The sequence below is a fragment of the Halobacillus sp. B23F22_1 genome (genome assembly GCF_043497005.1).
GTDB lineage: Bacteria > Bacillota > Bacilli > Bacillales > Halobacillaceae > Halobacillus_A.
Map to the genome: position 1 here is coordinate 1,325,639 of NZ_JBIEKE010000001.1, position 19,469 is coordinate 1,345,107.

At 40.4% G+C, this 19,469-nt stretch carries 13 protein-coding genes; 11 read left to right on the forward strand and 2 right to left on the reverse strand.

Translation table 11 applies throughout. The features are described 5' to 3' along the window. Window positions 1-166 precede the first annotated feature (166 nt). The 5 genes from ACGTNH_RS06700 to ACGTNH_RS06720 all read left to right on the forward strand — a co-directional run bounded on the left by ACGTNH_RS06700 (window position 167) and on the right by ACGTNH_RS06720 (window position 5,925). Entirely contained in the window at window positions 167-700 is a 534-nt protein-coding gene (locus ACGTNH_RS06700) for a copper resistance CopC family protein (protein ID WP_394585884.1), read from the forward strand. 116 nt (window positions 701-816) lie between these two features. Continuing rightward, a complete protein-coding gene (locus ACGTNH_RS06705; protein WP_394585885.1) occupies window positions 817-1,845 on the forward strand; it encodes a CopD family protein in 1,029 nt (342 codons plus the stop codon). A gap of 96 nt (window positions 1,846-1,941) precedes the next feature. Beyond that, the gene (locus ACGTNH_RS06710; protein ID WP_394585886.1) at window positions 1,942-3,441 is read left to right on the forward strand and encodes a S41 family peptidase; all 1,500 of its coding nucleotides are present in this window, start codon (window positions 1,942-1,944) and stop codon (window positions 3,439-3,441) included. Window positions 3,442-3,528: 87 nt separating this feature from the next. Then, on the forward strand, window positions 3,529-4,710 hold the full coding sequence (locus ACGTNH_RS06715; RefSeq protein WP_394585887.1) for a PDZ domain-containing protein: 1,182 nt from the start codon (window positions 3,529-3,531) through the stop codon (window positions 4,708-4,710). 369 nt (window positions 4,711-5,079) lie between these two features. Next, window positions 5,080-5,925 (forward strand): ABC transporter ATP-binding protein, encoded by an 846-nt coding sequence (locus ACGTNH_RS06720; RefSeq protein WP_394585888.1) that lies wholly within the window; start codon window positions 5,080-5,082, stop codon window positions 5,923-5,925. A gap of 328 nt (window positions 5,926-6,253) precedes the next feature. On the opposite strand, the gene ACGTNH_RS06725 is transcribed toward ACGTNH_RS06720, so the two are convergent. Continuing rightward, window positions 6,254-6,904, reverse strand: a complete 651-nt coding sequence (locus tag ACGTNH_RS06725; RefSeq protein ID WP_394585889.1) for a haloacid dehalogenase type II — start codon at window positions 6,902-6,904, stop codon at window positions 6,254-6,256. 230 nt (window positions 6,905-7,134) lie between these two features. On the opposite strand from ACGTNH_RS06725, the gene ACGTNH_RS06730 reads away from it, so the two are divergent. Beyond that, on the forward strand, window positions 7,135-8,022 hold the full coding sequence (locus tag ACGTNH_RS06730) for a COX15/CtaA family protein (protein ID WP_394585890.1): 888 nt from the start codon (window positions 7,135-7,137) through the stop codon (window positions 8,020-8,022). A gap of 46 nt (window positions 8,023-8,068) precedes the next feature. Here ACGTNH_RS06730 and ACGTNH_RS06735 read toward each other — a convergent pair whose 3' ends face one another. Further along, entirely contained in the window at window positions 8,069-11,269 is a 3,201-nt protein-coding gene (locus ACGTNH_RS06735; RefSeq protein ID WP_394585891.1) for an SNF2 helicase associated domain-containing protein, read from the reverse strand. A gap of 298 nt (window positions 11,270-11,567) precedes the next feature. On the opposite strand from ACGTNH_RS06735, the gene ACGTNH_RS06740 reads away from it, so the two are divergent. The 5 genes from ACGTNH_RS06740 (at window position 11,568) to bshB2 (ending at window position 19,371) form a co-directional block, all read left to right on the forward strand. Continuing rightward, the gene (locus ACGTNH_RS06740) at window positions 11,568-13,151 is read left to right on the forward strand and encodes a peptide chain release factor 3 (protein ID WP_394585892.1); all 1,584 of its coding nucleotides are present in this window, start codon (window positions 11,568-11,570) and stop codon (window positions 13,149-13,151) included. A gap of 256 nt (window positions 13,152-13,407) precedes the next feature. After that, window positions 13,408-15,387 (forward strand): excinuclease ABC subunit UvrB, encoded by a 1,980-nt coding sequence (gene uvrB, locus ACGTNH_RS06745; protein ID WP_394585893.1) that lies wholly within the window; start codon window positions 13,408-13,410, stop codon window positions 15,385-15,387. A 7-nt stretch (window positions 15,388-15,394) separates the two neighbouring features. Continuing rightward, window positions 15,395-18,271, forward strand: coding sequence for an excinuclease ABC subunit UvrA (gene uvrA, locus ACGTNH_RS06750; RefSeq protein ID WP_394585894.1), 2,877 nt, complete (start codon window positions 15,395-15,397; stop codon window positions 18,269-18,271). Window positions 18,272-18,341: 70 nt separating this feature from the next. Further along, the gene (locus ACGTNH_RS06755; RefSeq protein ID WP_394585895.1) at window positions 18,342-18,716 is read left to right on the forward strand and encodes a YojF family protein; all 375 of its coding nucleotides are present in this window, start codon (window positions 18,342-18,344) and stop codon (window positions 18,714-18,716) included. Beyond that, window positions 18,706-19,371 carry a bacillithiol biosynthesis deacetylase BshB2 gene (bshB2, locus tag ACGTNH_RS06760; protein WP_394585896.1) on the forward strand — a complete coding sequence of 222 codons (666 nt, stop codon included), beginning with the start codon at window positions 18,706-18,708 and terminating at the stop codon, window positions 19,369-19,371. The genes ACGTNH_RS06755 and bshB2 overlap by 11 nt, the downstream gene beginning before the upstream one ends. Window positions 19,372-19,469: the final 98 nt, after the last annotated feature.

A 19,469-nucleotide genomic window follows, 5' to 3' on the forward strand; every position in this document is an offset into this window, starting at 1 on the left:
TGCTCAAGGTGCGTTTTTTATGAGTTCAACACAGCTTTTACAAGTGTCAGTGAATTGTAAATAATCAGGATAGCTTCCTTCTTTGTTTTTTGTTATAAATAAATAGAGAAGTCCAACTTAGAACTACTATCGTAAATTTTCCTATAAAATTATAGAGAGGTGTCTTATGAAGTATATATCCATTGTTTTTCTTGCATTTATGTTTGCTTATCCTTTAAGTGCAGGCGCTCATACACACTTAGAAAACTCCGATCCTGAAGCTGGGGAGCAGGTGCCTGGTGATGATCCAGTCATTACCTTAATATTTGATTCGCCGGTACAGCAGCCGAATGAAATCACCGTTACCGATGAATCAGGTAATGAAATTACAGTAGAAGACGTAAACCATTCAAGCGATGAAGTTATTGAAGTGCCGTTGCCGGAAGAATTGGAAAGCGGGGAAATAGAAGTGTTTTACAGTATTGTCGGTGAAGACGGCCATGTTATGGAAGAAGAGTTTTCTTTTTCCTATGAGGAAGTCGAGCAGGATGCTGAAGAAAATGAAGAGACGGCTGAATCAGAATCAGAAGAGTCAGCTGAGGAAGAAACCCTGGGTGCAGCAGAAGAAAATAGTTCAAACTCCTGGCTGATGCCTGTACTTGCTGTATCATTACTTGCTGTAGCTGCCTTAGTTTTCGTATTCACTCGTAAGAAATCATGATCTACGCCTTAAGTAATGGCTTGTTGTATGTTTGTTTTGCACTTATCTTAGGGAGCAGCATTCTTTTCCTCATCCCTCATAATAATAGAATAGAGGTAACATTATCGAGAAAAGATTTGATAATTATTGGAGCTTTATTGCCGATATTATCTCTTTTTCCAATCATTGCTTTAACGTTAAATATTCATATGTATCAAGAAGAAAGTTATCTATCCAGCTTCTTCTATGTTTTGAAAGAATTGGAGACTGGTCGAGCGTGGGTAACGCTCACTTTTTTCAGTCTTCTCTATATAGGTGTAATAGCGACAGTGAAAAGCCGACCGGCTGCCTTTACCACCAGTTTGTTTTTAGTTCTTGGCATGATTTTGACACAAGGTGTTGTAGGTCATGCTGCCAATATGTCCAGCTACCCGGGAGCTTTAGCGCATATTGTTCACCTTTTAGCTATCTGCTCATGGGCTGGAATTTTATTGGTAGTAAGCTGGTTCTCAAAAAATGAAAAGAATTGGGATGCTTTTGTAGAATGGTATACCTTTATCGCCATTGGATGTGTAGTCATGCTTACATTTACTGGTTTGTTTATGAGCTTCAGTTTAACTGAAAGTATAGTCCAGTCATGGATATTACCATATGGGCAGGCTTTGCTATTGAAGCAGCTTTTATTTTTAGCTCTTCTTCTTTTTGCTTTTATTAATGGTTTTCTGATCAGAAAGAAAGTAGAAACCTCCCCTTCTTTTTCGCCGAAAAAATGGTGGCGAGCTGAGAGTATTATTATTTTAACTATTTTCAGCTTGACAGGTTTTATGAGTGAAAAAGAGCCGCCTCATAATATAGAGCAGGCCTTAAATAGAGAAGAAACTTCCATTCTTTTTCAAACATTTATGTCAGTAAATATAGGAGAAGAATTGTCGCTGAGCCCAAGTATTATAGGGTTGTTTTTTATGGTGCTTGCAGGTTTGTTTTTCCTTTTTACCTATCTTTTATTTTCCAGACAGGAATCCGCTGCAGGAGCGCTGATTATGAGCGGAATTGCTGTTATAAGTTTATATATCGGGCTTATGAATAGTGTAGAGAGCGCAGGGAGAACGCCTGTTTTAGAGAGTTCGTTATCCAGTTTGGGACATGTCATAAAAATTGTGGCATAAGTTAATAAAAAGAGCATCGCACATTTACGGTGTGGTGCTTTTTTTGCTAGTATAGAATCATCTAGTAGAAATATTTTACACAGAAGGGTGAATGCGATGAATGTAAGGGCGCGTTTCGTCGCGATCATAGTGGTGCTTGCCGTTCTTTTAGGGGCCGCCGGGTCGTATGTCGGAATACAATACTTCGGAACAACAGCTAATGAAAATTCCGATCAAACTGCCAATGCTGACCAAGATGCAGAAAATTTTGCTGATTTATCAGAAGATGAACAAAAAGAATTTATAGAAGGATTGTCGGGGGGCGCAGACATAGAAAAAGTAGAACAGGCCTTTAGCGTTATACAAGAGAATTCGTTAATTGAAGCGGATAAAAACCAGCTCATAGAAGGCGCTATTGAAGGTATGCTTGATACGTTAGATGACCCTTATAGTACTTATATGGATAAAGAAACGATGGAAGAGTTTGACCAGTCGATCGAATCCTCTTTCCAAGGGATTGGAGCAGAGGTCAGTATGGTAAATGAGAAAGTGACAGTAGTAGCACCCATTAAAGGATCTCCTGCCGAAGAAGCTGGACTCAAGCCAAATGATCAAATACTTGAGGTTGATGGAGAAAGTGTAGAAGGTCTGGACTTATATGATGCGGTATCTAAAATTCGCGGCGAAAAAGGATCAGAGGTTGTGTTAACGATTGAACGCCCTGGTTCAAGTGACCCCTTAACTGTAGAATTAGTTAGAGATGATATACCACTGGAAACTGTTTACACCGATACAAAAGAAATTGACGGCAAAAAAGCAGGTGTTATTGAAATCACCTCCTTTTCTGAAAAAACCTCAACCGAATTTGAAGAAGCTTTAACTGAGCTTGAAGGTGAAGGAATTGAAGGACTTGTTATTGATGTTCGAGGAAATCCAGGAGGACTCTTCACAGATGTTCAGGAGATTCTTGACCAGTTTATTACGGATGATCAACCTTATGTTCAAGTAGAAGATAGTCAAGGAGAGAAATCCGAGTATTACTCAGAATTAAAAGAATCGAAGGACTACCCAATTACGGTCTTACAAGACGAAGGAAGTGCTTCTGCTTCTGAAATTCTAGCAGCCGCTATGAATGAAGCTGGAGGATATGATATTGTTGGAACGAAAAGCTTTGGAAAAGGTACTGTTCAACAGACGATCCCAATGGGTGACGGCAGTACAATTAAATTAACCCTTTATAAGTGGTTAACCCCTGAAGGAAATTGGATTCATGAAAAAGGGATTGAACCTACTGTAGAGGTTGAACAGCCGGAATACTTCTATACTAACCCAGTTGAAATAGAAGAGACATTGAAGTTTGATGATAATAAAGAGCAAGTGGAAAATGTTCAAGTGATGCTGCAAGGACTAGGCTATCAACCTGGTCGTACAGACGGATACTTCAGTGAAGAAACCGAAGCTGCGGTTTCAGAGTTTCAGTCTGACGAAGGCCTGAGTCAGACGGGTGAAGTGGATGAAGAAACCGGAGGGAAACTCCAAGAATTAATTGTAGAAGAAGTTCGTAGTGGAGAAAATGATCGACAGATGGATAAAGCATTAGAAGTCTTGTTCAATTAAGCAGGAATTGAATGACTTTTCTCGAATGTAATCCGTAGTCCAGGGACTGCGGATTTTTTCGAGAGAATGAAGAAGGGAAGAACGTTTGTGGATATTTGGTTACAGGAAGCAATACAAGGTTTAGTAAGGCTCGGGATACAGCCGTTACTTTATTGGTCGCTGTTATTATTATTTGTCATATCAATTCGTCGGATGAAGCAAGAAAGAAAACGCTTTGGCACCCGTGTATATGATATTTTTACAGAAGGGCGAAGTACGTGGAAAGTTTCACTGGCTGCTGGATTTTTCTTAACAGTATTTGCTATTGGAATTGGTGTCGTGCTGCCCTATTACTATTTATTACTAGTTGCGGTCATAACGATTGTGTTAAGTCTGCCGTTTCATTTAAAACTACTATCTCCGGTGTATACGGTAGGTTTGTCAGTTTTATTGCTTTGGCTTCTGCCTTTTCTTCCAGCAGGGGTGCTGCCAGCAGAAATGGTATCTGTATTAACATCTGTATCATTATCAGCGACGGCTATTTTGATGAGTTTGCTATTGTTAGTGGAAGGAATTTTCCTAACACAAACCTCCTCCAGACGAACCTTCCCAGAACGGATTGTCAGTCAACGAGGGAAAAAGATCGGCCAGCATCGAGTGAAAAAGCTGGCAGTCATTCCTATGGTTTCGCTCTTCCCAGCTGGGATGATCGAACCTTTTGCTCCTTGGTGGCCTATGTTTAGCGTAGGAGATGGTTCTTATGGGTTCGTCTTATTCCCTTTATTGCTCGGTTATGAATGGGTCGCACGTGCTCAGTCTCCAAAGTTGGCAGCAATTACATTAGGGAAGCAAACAAATGGTTTGGCTATGCTCTCTTTACTTTTTGCTGCAGCCAGTATTTTTTTACCCGTTTTAGCTATCGCTGCGGTGATCATTGCTGTTATAGGAAGATTATTTATCTATACATTTCATAAGAGCAGAGAGAAAAGTAAACCTTACTTTACTCAGGATCAGCGTGGAGTGCGTATCCTCGGTACAATTCCAGGAAGTCCTGCGGATGAAATGGATCTACTCCCGGGTGAACTGATTGTCAGAGTGAATGGCATACCTGTTGCTTCTGTACATGAATTTTATGAAGCGCTCCAAACGAATCGCACGCTGACAAAGGTTGAAGTTAGGGATTTTAGAGGAGAAAACCGTTATGAACAAAGAGCGATGTATGAAGGTGATCATCATGAATTAGGGTTGTTATTTGTACAAGAAGTGTCCTATGAATCAATGGCACAATAAGATAATGATACTCGCGTTCTTAAGCTGGCAAAGAAGCTTAGGCAGAAATAATTGCGTGTGGTCTTTCTTTGCCAAAACGGTCTGTATGAGATTTATCTCCATACAACCGTTTTGTCTTTAAATTTCAGGAATTCTAAGCTATCAAACGGAGGATAGCAATGCTTGCCTCCCGGTTATTTTTTTGAAAATTTAATGAAATAATACTTTTTTTACTGAAAATGATTCTCAAATTCATTGACACAACTAAAATTACCTTCTAAACTAAAGAGAGTTGAAACTTAACATTCTTACACATAAGCAATTCGAATATAAATGAACTTATACTTACACCAACAGGCAATCGGTTTGTTAGTAAAGGAGAGAGAGCAGATGGAGTCACTATTGGCCAACAATCTGACGTTAGGATATGGGGATCAAGTAATTATTGACTCATTAGATATACAAATACCTAAAGGCAAAGTAACGGTGTTAATTGGGGGGAACGGCTGTGGAAAGTCCACACTGTTACGCTCACTAGCCCGCTTGCTGAAACCTAAATCCGGAGAAGTAATCCTGGATAGTGCAGATATCTCTAAAATGCGTACAAAAGATGTGGCTAAAAAAATGGCTATTCTTCCGCAAAGTCCAACAACGCCTGAAGGACTGACAGTTTATCAACTTGTTAAGCAAGGTCGATATCCTTATCAGAGCTGGGCAAAACGGTGGTCAGTTGAAGATGAAGAAGCGGTTACAAAAGCGCTGTATGATACAAACTTAACAGAATTAAAAGATCGTTCGGTTGATTCTCTATCTGGCGGCCAGCGTCAACGTGCCTGGATCGCTATGACACTTGCTCAAAATACAGATCTCATTTTGTTGGATGAGCCGACGACTTACCTTGATATGACTCATCAAATTGATATTCTTGACTTGTTGTTTGATTTGAACCAGGACAATGGACGCACGGTTGTTATGGTTCTTCACGATATTAATCTTGCTTGCCGTTATGCGGATCATATTGTAGCTGTGAAGGATAAAGAGGTTTATGCCCAAGGGAAGCCTGAAGAAGTTGTGACATGTGGCTTAATGCAGCATGTATTCGAAATGAATTGTGACGTACGTCAAGACCCGCTGTTTGGCACGCCAATGTGTATTCCCCACGGAAAAGGCCGCTGTTTAATTAAGCAGGCTCAAGCCGAAGCTCAAAGCCAGCAACAAACCCAAACAGTTAGCTGATCATAGAAAACCCTTCACTATTTTGTGAGGGGTTTTTCAGCTTGTAGAGAACCTTTAAAGAGTGTAAAATTCCTTGCGTTAGAGGAGTGTAAAGGGTTTGAGGAAAACGACTCCCTTTCCTCGGGTGAATGGTGTGCCCTCATGAAAGCAGCGTTTGCAAAAATCACATTACGAAGGTTATTCCTTTCTCCATTAGCGTAGTCAAAATACGCAGACTCCTTTTGGAACAGCACGAGCCGAAGATCCCGTAGGAAAGCGATGTAAAATCCTTTCTTCTTCGAATTATACTATGCTTTATTTAGTTTCGTTCCAGACTCTTTCATTATGCTTACTCAGGAATTTCATTCAAGTCTTTTATTATATAAGAAGGTTTGATTCCTAACTCAGGCCACTTCTGGTTTTGTCGGTTCACCCAAGCCGTGTGAAAGCCGAATTGTGTGGCACCCGCTATATCCCAAGGGTTACTAGAGAAAAAGAGGATTTCTTCTTTTCCTACATTCAACTGCTTTTGAGCGTACGCATAGGCCTCACGGTGAGGCTTGTATACTTTAGGCTCATCTGCGCTTAACAAAGAAAAAAAGTGACTAAGCTGATTATTTTCAAGAAGCGGCTCAAGCATGGATTTGGTCCCATTTGAAAAGATCGTCAGGTTATGGTGTGGGTAATGTTTTTGCAGATCACGAACTTCTTCAAACGGAGATAAATGTTCATACTGTTTCATTAATGTGGAGATGGTTTCTTCGTGTGGTTCTACATCATTCTTAGATAGAGCATCATATAACGCCCATCTCGTTAATTCATCAAAAGGCACATAACCTCCAATTAATTGGCGAACCATAAAATAGTGAACCTGACTGCTTCGCCAAACTTCACTAATTTGGCTGCCTTTATTGGGAAAATGTTTTTGAATAGCTTGTGCTACAGAGTGAACATCAAACAGTGTACCGTAGGCATCAAACACAAAAGCTTTATAATTCATCGCTAAACCCTCCTCTAGGTCTTAAATTTTCCCTTAGTTCGTATGAAATAAACCGTTCATTGATGACTTCCCAAGAAAAGAAGAGTAAACTAGAACATGGTTTTGTTACTATAAGTTCAATATGTTCACAAAAATTTCAGAGGCTAAAGCCTTATAATCCCACTATTTCGTGATATGATTTGATAGAAAGATTTTTATGTAATGATTTCAGATATAGGAAGGGTAAGACGATGAAGAAATTCTCAATTCTCACTACGGTCATCACATTTATAGCTCTTATCCTTGGCAATCTTGTAGTAGCTACAGATTCTGGGGATGCGTGTGGTACGACCTGGCCCGTTTGTAATGGTCAGATTATTCCTGATCTCACCGATTACCATATAATTATCGAATATTCACATCGCTTAATGGTTCCTTTATTAGCGCTATTAACATTTATTAACGCAATAGGAGCTATTAAAAAGCATAGAAAAAGAAAGACTATATTAGTTCTTGCTATTTTGAGCTTAGGAATGCTTGTATTTCAATCAGCTGTTGGAGGGCTAAATGTACTGCTGGGAACGCCGCCTGGATTTACTACGCTGGATGTTACGTTCAGTCAAGTATTGCTGGTTATTCTCGTATTACTTAGTTATAGTTTGCATGAAACGAAAATAGAGTTAAACCAGGTGAGTTGGTCCACAGTTAGTATGAGCTATCGAGCCTTTGTGATTGGTTTTGTGGTTTATGTAGCTCAAGTTATCTTAGGGGCTTTCTTCAAGCATAGCCGTGCCAGTAATGTTCTGCTGGATATACCGGCTGCTGAGTACTTGATCCGAAGTGAGTCTATTGCGAACATGATTTACTCGCTGCATTGGGTGGCAACAGTTGTTATCTTTGTAGCCGCGTTATGGTACGTGATTTACGCAACGAAATTTAAGTATCACAAGTTACTCGCTTGGGCGTATCTCATCACGATTTTACTCAATGCGGTGGTCGGTTTTGTAATCGTCATTACAGGAAACGTCGTTCTGGCTTCCTCGATTCATATGATCATTTCTACAATGACGATGGTTATCGGAGCAATGATTCTAGGAGGCTACTGGTTCAAACTTCAGAAAAAAACCATCACAGCTTAAAAAAACAGCCTTTAGCGGATATATCCCCTAAAGGCTGTTTTTGATTTTATTGGAACAATTCACGAATCTCATCTTCACTTAAGGAAGTAAGCATGGATTCACCTGGTTGGATGATTTGATCTACAAGGTCACGTTTCTTCTGCTGTAATTGAAAGATTCTTTCCTCTATCGTACCTTCTGAAATCATGCGGATCACTTGAACCACTTTTTCTTGACCAATTCGGTGAGCACGGCCCGCCGCTTGTTCTTCAATCGCCGGATTCCACCACAAGTCATAAAGAATTACGGTGTCCGCTCCAGTTAAGTTTAATCCAGTACCCCCGGCTTTTAAGGAGATAAAGAAGGCATCTTTTTCCCCATTGTTAAAACGGTCCACCATTTCAACTCGTTGTTCACTTTTAGTACCGCCGTCCAAATAGAAAGCGCTCATCCCGCTAACCGTTAGTTCGTCGTGGAGAATCTTGAGCATACTGGAGAACTGAGAGAAGATTAATACACGGTGTCCCCCCGCTTTTAATTCACTCGTGAGTTCTTTTAACTGTTCAAGTTTTCCCGATTCTCCTTCATAGTTCTCTAAGAAAAGTTGCGGATGGCAGCAAATTTGACGAAGGCGTGTTAATCCTGCTAAAATTTCCAGTTTTCCTCGTTGTAACCCTTTTGTAGCTATCGTTTCGTTTACTTCAGATTGTATTTTCTCCAAGTAAGCCAAATAGACTTCTTTCTGGTTTCGAGTCAACTCTGAATACTGTACAGTTTCAATTTTATTAGGCAGTTCCTCTAGGACTTCGGTTTTCATACGTCTTAATATAAAGGGTCTCGTCATTCGAGCAATTTTCTCGGGCTTCATTTGTAGAAATTTCTTTTTACTCGAGTAGAAACCAGGCATAATTGTTCGAAATAGAGACCATAGCTCATTTAGTGAGTTCTCTATTGGGGTCCCGCTTAATGCAAAGCGGTGTTCAGCTTTTACGGTTCTTACAGCTTGAGAGGTTTTTGTTGTCTCATTTTTAATCGCTTGTGCTTCATCTAAAAACATGGCATGAAATTTCTTTTCTTCATATAAGCCAATATCCTGTCGCAGAAGCGGATAAGAAGTAATAAATATATCGACATTCTCTTGTAGTTTCTCTTTACGCGTTACCGGATCTCCTGAAATTACTTGAACGCTGAGAGAAGGTGCAAATTTTTCCATTTCTTTCTTCCAGTTATATACAAGAGAAGCAGGTGTTATGATGAGCGCAGGACGGTCGAGCTGATTATTTTCTTTCTCATATAAAAGAAAAGCGATGCTTTGAACGGTTTTTCCTAACCCCATATCATCTGCTAACACACCGCCAAGTCCGTAAGTGGACAATGTTTTTAACCAACGAAATCCAGTCAGCTGGTAGTCGCGTAAATCAGCATCTAATGCTGGTGAAGGCTCAATGTTAAAGGACTGTGGAGACTGCAGGCGCTGGACTAATTTTGTAAAACGTTCATTCTTTTCTTCTTCGTGCAAAGATAAAGAGTCATTTACTTGTAAGCTGCGTGCTTTTGAAACTTGAAGACCTGAATGATCTACATCCGAAGCGGATAAATCAAGTTCATCCGCGAAATTTTGAAACCTTTCGAATGACTCGCTGGTCAGAGAAAGCAAGGCACCGTCTGATAGTCGATAGTAACGTTTACGTTCAATTGCAGCGCGTAAGGCATTTGTTACGTCATCTTCAGAAATTCCATCTATGCCAAAACGAATATCTAGCCAGCTTCCATCACTATTTATATCTACGGAAGGGACAAGTTCGCGGTCCTGGTCCAACATAAGTGATTTAACGGAATTCGAAGTATACACTTCGGCCAGCTGATTCAATTCAGGAAGGTAGTCGGTTAAAAAAAGATGTAAAGCATCATCATCTTCAAGGTAGACCGTCTCACCATCAAACTTGAATTCAGCCTGCTCTATGATATGGATGATCGCTTGTTCGGTTTTTCGGTCTCGCTGAATGATGTGCTGCTTCGATTCTTGGTTGTTAAAAGGCTGGAGAACGTGCTCACCGTAAATAAACTTCACATCTATGGTTAATGCCCATTGTTCAAAATCGAGATACACTTTCGCCTTAAGATCTTCTTGAATAATTTTGGATTGAGCTTTTTCATCTAAAGATATTTTAGCAATGGATTCCAATTCAGGAAGTACATAAGATACAATTCCTTCCATGTCGACCTGGCTGACGGTATGGTTTCCATTTGAATTGTAAGGTAATAGGGCATGCAAGGTTTGGATAACTTCTTCCTTATCAGGCGAAATAGGATAAAATATACCTTCTTCATGTAATAAATGATAGTCTTTTAAATATTCATATTGCTTCAATTGGTTCATGTGAAGGTGATAGCGTCCCCGTTCTTCTGAAACGTAAAAATTCAGGTTAGGAAACGCTTCTTTCATCTCTAGCTGACCTTTCGATTGACCGCGTTCGATTACTTCACAAAACCGGGTTTGTAAATCTCTTAATAAACTTGCGGTTAAAGAAGGAGGAAGTGTTAAGATCCGCTGTTCTCCAGCACTCCAATGTCGATCATAAAATAACTCCTGCTCATAACTATGGTACAGGTTATCAATAATTTTTTTGTCGATTTCTTCAAATGTATGCTCAGCGGGATCATACGTAAACTTTTTCGAAATTTGATAGGGTTTTTCTTGTTGGATGTGCTGTAGGAGCTCTCTAATGTCTTTAATCACGTAAGCATAGCCTTCTCCCAGCTTTATCTCTATACCAAGGCTTTTACTCCCAAGCCAGGATTGAACATGTACATAGTACTGAACGTTAAGCGTAGTTTTGTGAGAATCGTTATACCTATTTTCTTGCCGATCTCTAAATGTCTCAAATAACCGCATAGCAAAGACACGGTCAATTTGAGTATCTACGTTTGGAGCGGAATTATCATCTTTTTCCTCTTTAAGCTTAGGAGACGATTCGATAATCGCTCTTTCTCTAATTGCACAAAGAACAGCTGCAATATGCTTGCAGCTATAATAAGTTTCATAGGCAGGGCATTCACAACGGGCTTCGAGATCCTCATCTTCAAAAAAGAAAACGCGTACTTCATAATCATGAGTACCCGTCACGACAGCGCGCCAGGAACGAATGGCGCTATTATGGGTGAGTCCGTAGACTTTACCTTGCTTGAAGTATTGCTCGCCTCGTGTGTAAAAGGTTTGCCCTGTTATTTTTTTTATATCACTAGGTTGTAAAAGGTATGACTGCATAGCTGGCATCCTAACTTCTCTTTTTTTTCATTATAACAGGAGAGGGGTCTATATTTCTTCCTTAATATTTGCTATTTTTCCCTGATCACTAATAAAGCATACGAAAGGGGTGAATGTAGGTTTTCCTTTATTGATTTTAATGCTGTATTATGCTAACTTTCAAGTTAGAGAGTTTTAAAATTCGAGTAGCCGCTCGTTTGCCTGAGCGGCTTTTGTTATGGAGTGAACATGCCGATGTAAAACGTATATCCTGCCCAATATTTGAATCGACTTAATTTAAGAACTGGAGGATATGACGATGACAATACAAGATGAAACGAAAAAGCGCCGGACTTTCGCTATTATTTCCCACCCCGATGCTGGTAAAACAACAATGACAGAGAAAATGCTTCTATTTGGTAACTTGATTCGTTCAGCAGGCACGGTGAAAGGGAAAAAGTCTGGTAAGTTTGCTACCTCAGACTGGATGGAGATTGAAAAACAACGTGGAATTTCCGTAACCTCAAGTGTAATGAATTTTCCTTATCAAGGATACCAGGTCAATATACTTGATACACCGGGACACGAGGATTTCAGTGAAGATACGTACCGTACACTGACAGCAGTGGACAGCGTAGTCATGGTGATTGATGGTACCAAAGGAATTGAGGCACAGACCTTGAAGTTATTTAAGGTTTGTAAAATGCGTGGTATTCCTATTTTTACATTTATTAATAAAATGGACCGCGAAGGCCGAGAGCCACTAGAGCTGATGGAAGAAATCGAATCCACCTTAAATATTGAAACTTATCCGATGACTTGGCCGGTTGGAATGGGAAAACGTTTTATGGGTGTATTTGATCGAGAAAACGATCAATTTGTTCGCTATACAGGAAATGAGGAAGAGACATATATTCCTTTTTCCGAGCTTGATCAACACCCTGATCTGACGGAAGATCCTACGTATCAAGAGGCTGAGGATGAACTGATGCTCGTTGACGAAGCTGGAGATGGCTTTGATCTCAATAAAGTGATGAAAGGAGACCAAACCCCGGTTTTCTTCGGTAGTGCATTAGCACCTTTTGGAGTAGAGACGTTTTTTAATACGTTTATACGCTACGCTCCTGAACCGGCTCCTCGTCGTTCAACCGAGGGGGTTGTTTCACCTGAACATGAAGAATTTTCAGGTTTTATTTTCAAGATTCAAGCCAATATGAATCCCCAGCACCGTGATCGAATTGCCTTTGTACGTATTTGCTCAGGGAAATTTGAACGAAGAATGAACGTTACGCTGTCCAGAACGGGCAAAGCATTTAAGCTTGCTCAGTCCCAGCAGTTTGTCGCTTCTTCCCGTGGGACTGTAGAAGAAGGGTATGCGGGAGATATCATAGGCATTTATGACCCAAACGTGTACCGGATTGGTGATACCATTGTGACAGGTAAACAGAACTTTGAGTATGATGAACTGCCACAATTCCCACCTGAGCTTTTCAAAAAAGTAACGGCGAAAAACGTTATGAAATCTAAGCAGTTTAAAAAAGGTCTTGAGCAGCTCGTTCAAGAAGGTGCGATCCAACTGTTTAAACATTATCACTTTGAAGACTATATTATTGGTGCCGTCGGGGAACTTCAATATGAAGTTTTCGAATACCGTATGAAAAATGAATATAATGTTGAGATAGAGTTAACATCAATAGGGGAACGTATTCCACGATGGCTGCCCGAAGATCAGGTGGATGAATCCATGTTTGATGACCGAAATATGCTTGTACTTGATCGTGAACAGAAGCCGTTAGTATTATTTAAGAATGACTTTTCTCTTCGTTGGTTCCAAGATAAGCATGAAGATGTTGAATTAATTGATCTATTTGAAGTGAACAAGTATGATCAATCGTACGAGTAATATAATGTGAAGCCTAAGGATTGTGATGTCCTTAGGCTTTTTTCTGCTTATTTTTCTATCTCGCTTGTAAAATAAAGGTCGTAGTAATTTTTAAGGTAAGTTCATAAATCTCTTTTCAACCACTCTGTACAGCTTTTAAAACGTCATGAAAAACTTTCCAAAGCAGCCGAACACGAATGTTTGTTCGTTTCATGTTAGAATGGTAAAATATTGTGGTAAACTATTGGAGAACTAATGTAGAACGGAGGATTGTGGGATGGACAATCAATTTGAATTAGTTTCTGAATACGAACCCCAGGGCGATCAGCCTAAAGCAATAGAAGAACTCGTAAAAGGAATTCAAAACGGCCAGAAGCATCAAACATTGCTTGGTGCTACAGGCACAGGAAAAACATTTACGATGTCTAATGTCATTGAGCAAATCAACAAACCGACGTTAATAATCGCTCATAATAAAACATTAGCAGGACAGTTATATAGTGAATTCAAAGAATTTTTCCCAAACAATGCGGTAGAGTATTTTGTGAGCTTTTATGATTATTATCAGCCTGAAGCTTACGTGCCTCAAACCGATACATTTATTGAAAAAGATTCAAATATAAATGACGAGATTGATAAACTCCGTCACTCAGCAACAACCTCTTTATTTGAAAGAAATGATGTCATCATTGTTGCTAGTGTTTCATGTATATATGGTTTAGGTTCCCCGGAAGAATATAGCAGCCAGGTTTTATCTCTTCGACCAGGAATGGAAAAAGATCGGGATGAGTTGCTGCGCTCCTTAGTTGATATTCAATACGCTCGTAACGATATTGATTTTCAGCGTGGTACGTTTCGTGTGCGCGGAGACTCTGTTGAAATCATTGTTGCTTCAAGAGAAGAGCATGCGATTCGCGTAGAATTTTTTGGAGATGAAATTGATCGGATTCGCGAGATTGATGTGTTAACAGGAGAAATTGTAGGAGAACGTGATCACGTAGCCATTTTTCCGGCTTCGCACTTCGTGACTCGTGAAGCCAAGCTGCAAAAAGCGATTAAAAATATTGAAAAAGAAATGCACGAGCGGGTAAAGGAGTTAAAAGATGAAAACAAACTTTTAGAAGCCCAGCGTCTTGAACAGCGTACCAATTATGATTTGGAGATGATGAAGGAGATGGGCTTCTGTTCAGGAATTGAGAACTATTCCCGTCATTTAACCTTTAGGGAAAAAGGAGCCACCCCTTATACATTAATGGATTATTTTCCAGAAGACTCTTTAATTATGGTCGATGAGTCTCACGTAACCTTACCGCAAATTCGTGGTATGTATAACGGAGACCAGGCGAGAAAACAAGTATTGGTAGACCATGGCTTCAGACTTCCGTCTGCACTCGATAACCGTCCTTTACGCTTTGAAGAATTTGAAAAGCATATAGATTTTATCACCTATGTGTCAGCTACTCCCGGACCTTACGAGCTTGAACACACGCCGAAAATGACGGAACAAATTATTCGTCCTACCGGGCTGCTTGATCCTGAAATCGAGATCCGGCCAATTCATGGTCAAATTGATGACTTGATTGGAGAGATTAATAAACGGCAAGAGCGTAATGAACGAGTGCTAGTTACAACATTGACGAAAAAAATGTCAGAAGATCTTACTGATTATTTGAAAGAGATTGGGATCAAAGTAGCGTATCTTCATTCTGAAATTAATACAATGGAGCGAATTGAAATTATTCGGGATTTACGTTTAGGAAAGTATAACGTGCTCATCGGCATTAACTTATTAAGAGAGGGCTTAGATATTCCTGAAGTTTCCCTTGTTACCATTTTAGATGCAGACAAAGAAGGATTCCTTCGTTCTGACCGCTCCCTTATCCAGACTATAGGGCGGGCGGCTCGTAATGAAAATGGACGAGTCATCATGTATGCTGATAAAACAACAGCCTCCATGCAATATGCTATCGATGAAACGTATCGACGCCGGGAAAAGCAAATTGCATATAATGAAGAGCATGGAATAACACCAAAAACGATTAAAAAAGAAGTACGTGATCTAATTCAAGCCACTACCGTCGCAGAAGAAGACGAAGCATACGGCACTGAGAAAAAGCCTTCAGAAATGACGAAGAAAGAGCGTCTTGAATTAGTAGACAATTTAGAAACGGAAATGAAACAAGCTGCGAAAGACTTAGATTTTGAACGAGCAGCAGAGTTACGCGATGTTATTCTTGAATTAAAAGCGGAAGGATGATGACCTTATGGCCAGTAAGAACATAAGTATAAAAGGCGCAAGGGCGCATAATTTGAAAAATGTCGATATTGATATTCCTAAAAACAAACTAGTCGTGATGACAGGTCTTTCTGGCTCAGGGAAATCTTCTTTAGCCTTCGATACGATTTACGCCGAAGGGCAGCGCCGTTACGTTGAATCACTAAGTGCATATGCACGCCAATTTCTCGGTCAGATGGACAAGCCCGACGTAGATTCGATTGAAGGATTATCACCTGCAATTTCAATTGATCAGAAGACGACAAGTAAAAATCCTCGCTCAACAGTGGGGACAGTCACTGAGATTTACGACTATTTGCGTCTTCTTTACGCACGGGTGGGGCGGCCGAATTGCCCAAATCACGGCATCGAAATCAGTTCACAAACTGTACAGCAAATGGTAGATCAAATCAAAGAATATCCAGAGCGTACGAAAATGCAAATACTAGCTCCTGTTGTCTCAGGACGCAAAGGGGAGCATGTAAAAGTTTTTGATCAGCTTCAAAAAGAAGGGTACATTCGTCTTCGAGTGGATGGCGAAATGCGAGAGATTTCCGAGGAAATAAAGCTTGAGAAAAATAAGAAGCACTCGATTGAAGTGGTTGTGGACCGTATAGTAGTAAAGGAGGGGGTTGAAGGCCGTCTTTCTGATTCTTTAGAAACAGCTCTTAACCTCGGCTCAGGTCACGTACTTGTGGACATTATTGATGGGGAAGAGCTCATGTTTAGTGAGCATCATGCCTGTCCGATTTGCGGTTTTTCAATAGGCGAACTTGAACCGCGCATGTTTTCATTTAACAGTCCATATGGAGCTTGCAACCGCTGTGATGGTCTTGGTACTCAGCTTGAGGTTGATCTCGATCTTGTGATTCCAGACTGGAACTTATCTTTGAAAGAGCATGCTATTGCCGCGTGGGAGCCTACTAGCTCGCAGTACTATCCTCAACTTCTTCAAAGCGTAGCTAACCACTACGATATTGATATGAATAAACCGGTCAATGAGCTTCCAAAAGAACAGCTGGATCGTGTGCTGTACGGCAGCGGGGACGAGAAGGTTCAGTTTCGTTATGAGAACGATTTTGGAAAAGTCCGTGAAAATGAAATTTTCTTTGAAGGTGTTATTCCTAATATCTCAAGACGCTACCGTGAAACGGGGTCTGATTATATACGGGAACAAATGGAAAAATATATGGCTCAGAAACCTTGTCCAAAATGTAAAGGCAACCGCTTAAATGAAGAAGCGTTAGCTGTCTTAGTTGGTGGAAAACATATTGGGGAATCCACGGAAGCCTCTGTAACAGAAGCAAAGGAATTTTTTGAGTCCCTTGAACTGACGGAAAAAGAACAAACCATTGCGAAAATGATTTTAAAAGAGATATGCGAGCGATTAAGCTTTTTAGCAAATGTCGGACTTGATTATTTAACCTTATCCCGGTCGGCAGGAACGCTATCTGGGGGCGAAGCTCAGCGAATTCGTCTGGCTACACAAATTGGATCTGCTTTGACTGGCGTTCTTTACGTTCTTGATGAGCCATCCATTGGGCTTCATCAAAGAGATAATGACCGTTTAATAAATACGCTTAAGAGAATGCGTGATTTAGATAATACTCTAATCGTTGTTGAACACGATGAAGATACGATGTTGGCAGCGGATTACCTTATTGATATTGGTCCTGGAGCAGGAGCGCATGGTGGGGAAATTGTTACCCAAGGTACCCCAAAGCAGGTGATGAGAAGCAATAAATCACTAACAGGTCAATATTTATCTGGTAAAAAGTTTATTCCTTTGCCGGCACAACGACGCAAGGCTGATGGACGTTATCTCACTATTAAACAAGCGGAAGAAAATAATTTAAAGAAAGTAAATGCTAAAATTCCACTTGGTTTATTTACAGCTGTTACTGGAGTCTCAGGGTCGGGAAAAAGTACGCTTATCAATGATATCTTGTATAAATCTTTATCAATGAAACTTCACAATGGGAAACAAAAGCCCGGGAAGCATAAAGAGATCCAGGGTATTCAGCAATTAGAGAAGGTAATCGATATTGACCAGTCTCCGATCGGCCGAACGCCTCGTTCTAATCCAGCCACTTATACAGGTGTTTTTGATGATATTAGAGATGTTTTCGCTCAAACTAATGAAGCGAAGATCCGCGGCTACAAGAAAGGTCGTTTCAGCTTTAATGTAAAAGGCGGCCGGTGTGAGGCTTGTCGCGGTGATGGCATCATCAAAATTGAGATGCATTTTCTGCCCGATGTTTATGTTCCGTGTGAAGTTTGTGACGGGAAACGTTATAATCGGGAAACGCTTGAAGTAAAATATAAAGGCAAAAATATATCGGAAGTTTTAGGAATGACAATTGAGGAAGCATTGGACTTCTTCGCGAACATTCCTAAAATTAAAAGGAAGCTGCAAACAGTAGCTGACGTAGGTCTTGAATATATTAAACTTGGTCAGCCGGCTACTACCCTCTCTGGAGGTGAAGCGCAGCGTGTTAAGCTTGCGAGTGAACTGCACCGTCGTTCTAATGGAAAGTCATTTTATATTTTAGACGAACCAACGACAGGACTTCATGTAGACGATATTTCTCGATTATTAAACGTGTTGCAGCGGCTTGTGGATAACGGCGATTCGGTTCTCATTATTGAACACAGCCTTGACGTGATTAAAGAAGCCGATCATATTATTGACTTAGGCCCTGAAGGCGGGGAAAAGGGCGGTCAAATCATAGCCACAGGAACACCGGAGGAAGTTGCTGAAGAAAAAAGTTCATACACAGGCAAGTATTTAAAACCAATCCTAGAGCGTGATCAGAAGCGAATGAAAGATAAAGTGAAGTCTAAAGAAAAAGTTTCCAGCAAGTAGATGCTTTGACGCGGCTCTGCGAATTAAGTATCGTTAAACAAGAGACGTTTAACGGGAGGAATTTTTGAAAATGAAAGCAATTGAACAATCTGTCGTACAGGAATACATTAATCAGTTTGCGAATAAAGATGTGTATATTCACTTAGAAACAACTAATGGGGCATATGCCAGCCATTTTGATGAGAAAGCTTATAATGTAGGCGCATTTATTCGAAATGCACACGTGAAGTATCAACATGGAAAAATTGTAAGCACAGGCGGATCCTATCGAGTAGGTTTAAAGCTGGACCTGGGATGGGTTTATGCTGAAGGCGTCAGTGATTTCGAAATTGATGATGATGGGCGCTTACTCATGGCAGGACATGACCGGGAAGGCCGCTTGATGGTTGCTTTGGAAATCAGCGAAAAACCCTTTACCCATGAGGCTGAAGAAGATGAAGGCTAAACAAAAACAAATACTGGTCATTTTCCCGCACCCTGATGATGAATCGTTCGGTGCTTCAGGGACCATTTCTAAGTTTCGCAGTGAAGGAGTGCCTGTTACCTATCTCTGTGGAACCCTCGGTGAAATGGGGCGAAACATGGGCAGCCCTGTATTTGCCAATCGTGAGACGCTTTACACTTACCGTCAAAAAGAGCTTCAAGAAGCTGCTAAACAGCTTGATATCGATGTTGAACTCTTAGGTTATCGTGATAAAACGTTAGAGTTTGAACCAATAAATGAATTGGCCCAACATCTTAAAGACCGTATTTTAGATTATGGCGCGACAACAATCATAACCCATTACCCAGGTTATGGAGTGCATCCGGATCACGATGCACTTGGTGCCGCTGTAGTAAAGGCGGTCGAGATGATTGAGCCGGGATATAGGCCGGAAATATGGATGCATGCTATCAGCAATCATCATGAAGAAAATTTGGGTGAGCCTGATTTTATCTTTGATGTCTCCCCCTATTGGGATGAAAAAGTGGCAGCGATTCGTGCTCATTTATCCCAGGCAGACGGGATGATGAAACTCATTGAGAGTCATGATCAATCTTCAGAACAGTATCAGCGTTTAAAAACAGAACGGTTTTACCGCTGGACGTTTCAAACTTAACCTACGAATGAAGACACCTTGTTGAACAATGCTTATCATCGAGGTGTCTTTTTTTATAAATCTAATAAATATAATAGTTTTTATCTGCTATAGCCAGG

What these genes read in the sequence shown, in the direction of transcription:
- ACGTNH_RS06710 (WP_394585886.1), top strand. Translation starts at nt 1,942, where the DNA reads ATGAATGTAAGGGCGCGTTTCGTCGCGATCATAGTGGTGCTTGCCGTT.
- ACGTNH_RS06755 (WP_394585895.1), top strand. Translation starts at nt 18,342, where the DNA reads ATGAAAGCAATTGAACAATCTGTCGTACAGGAATACATTAATCAGTTT.
- ACGTNH_RS06725 (WP_394585889.1), bottom strand. Translation starts at nt 6,904, where the DNA reads ATGAATTATAAAGCTTTTGTGTTTGATGCCTACGGTACACTGTTTGAT.
- uvrB (WP_394585893.1), top strand. Translation starts at nt 13,408, where the DNA reads ATGGACAATCAATTTGAATTAGTTTCTGAATACGAACCCCAGGGCGAT.
- ACGTNH_RS06730 (WP_394585890.1), top strand. Translation starts at nt 7,135, where the DNA reads ATGAAGAAATTCTCAATTCTCACTACGGTCATCACATTTATAGCTCTT.
- ACGTNH_RS06740 (WP_394585892.1), top strand. Translation starts at nt 11,568, where the DNA reads ATGACAATACAAGATGAAACGAAAAAGCGCCGGACTTTCGCTATTATT.
- uvrA (WP_394585894.1), top strand. Translation starts at nt 15,395, where the DNA reads ATGGCCAGTAAGAACATAAGTATAAAAGGCGCAAGGGCGCATAATTTG.
- bshB2 (WP_394585896.1), top strand. Translation starts at nt 18,706, where the DNA reads ATGAAGGCTAAACAAAAACAAATACTGGTCATTTTCCCGCACCCTGAT.
- ACGTNH_RS06735 (WP_394585891.1), bottom strand. Translation starts at nt 11,269, where the DNA reads ATGCAGTCATACCTTTTACAACCTAGTGATATAAAAAAAATAACAGGG.
- ACGTNH_RS06720 (WP_394585888.1), top strand. Translation starts at nt 5,080, where the DNA reads ATGGAGTCACTATTGGCCAACAATCTGACGTTAGGATATGGGGATCAA.
- ACGTNH_RS06700 (WP_394585884.1), top strand. Translation starts at nt 167, where the DNA reads ATGAAGTATATATCCATTGTTTTTCTTGCATTTATGTTTGCTTATCCT.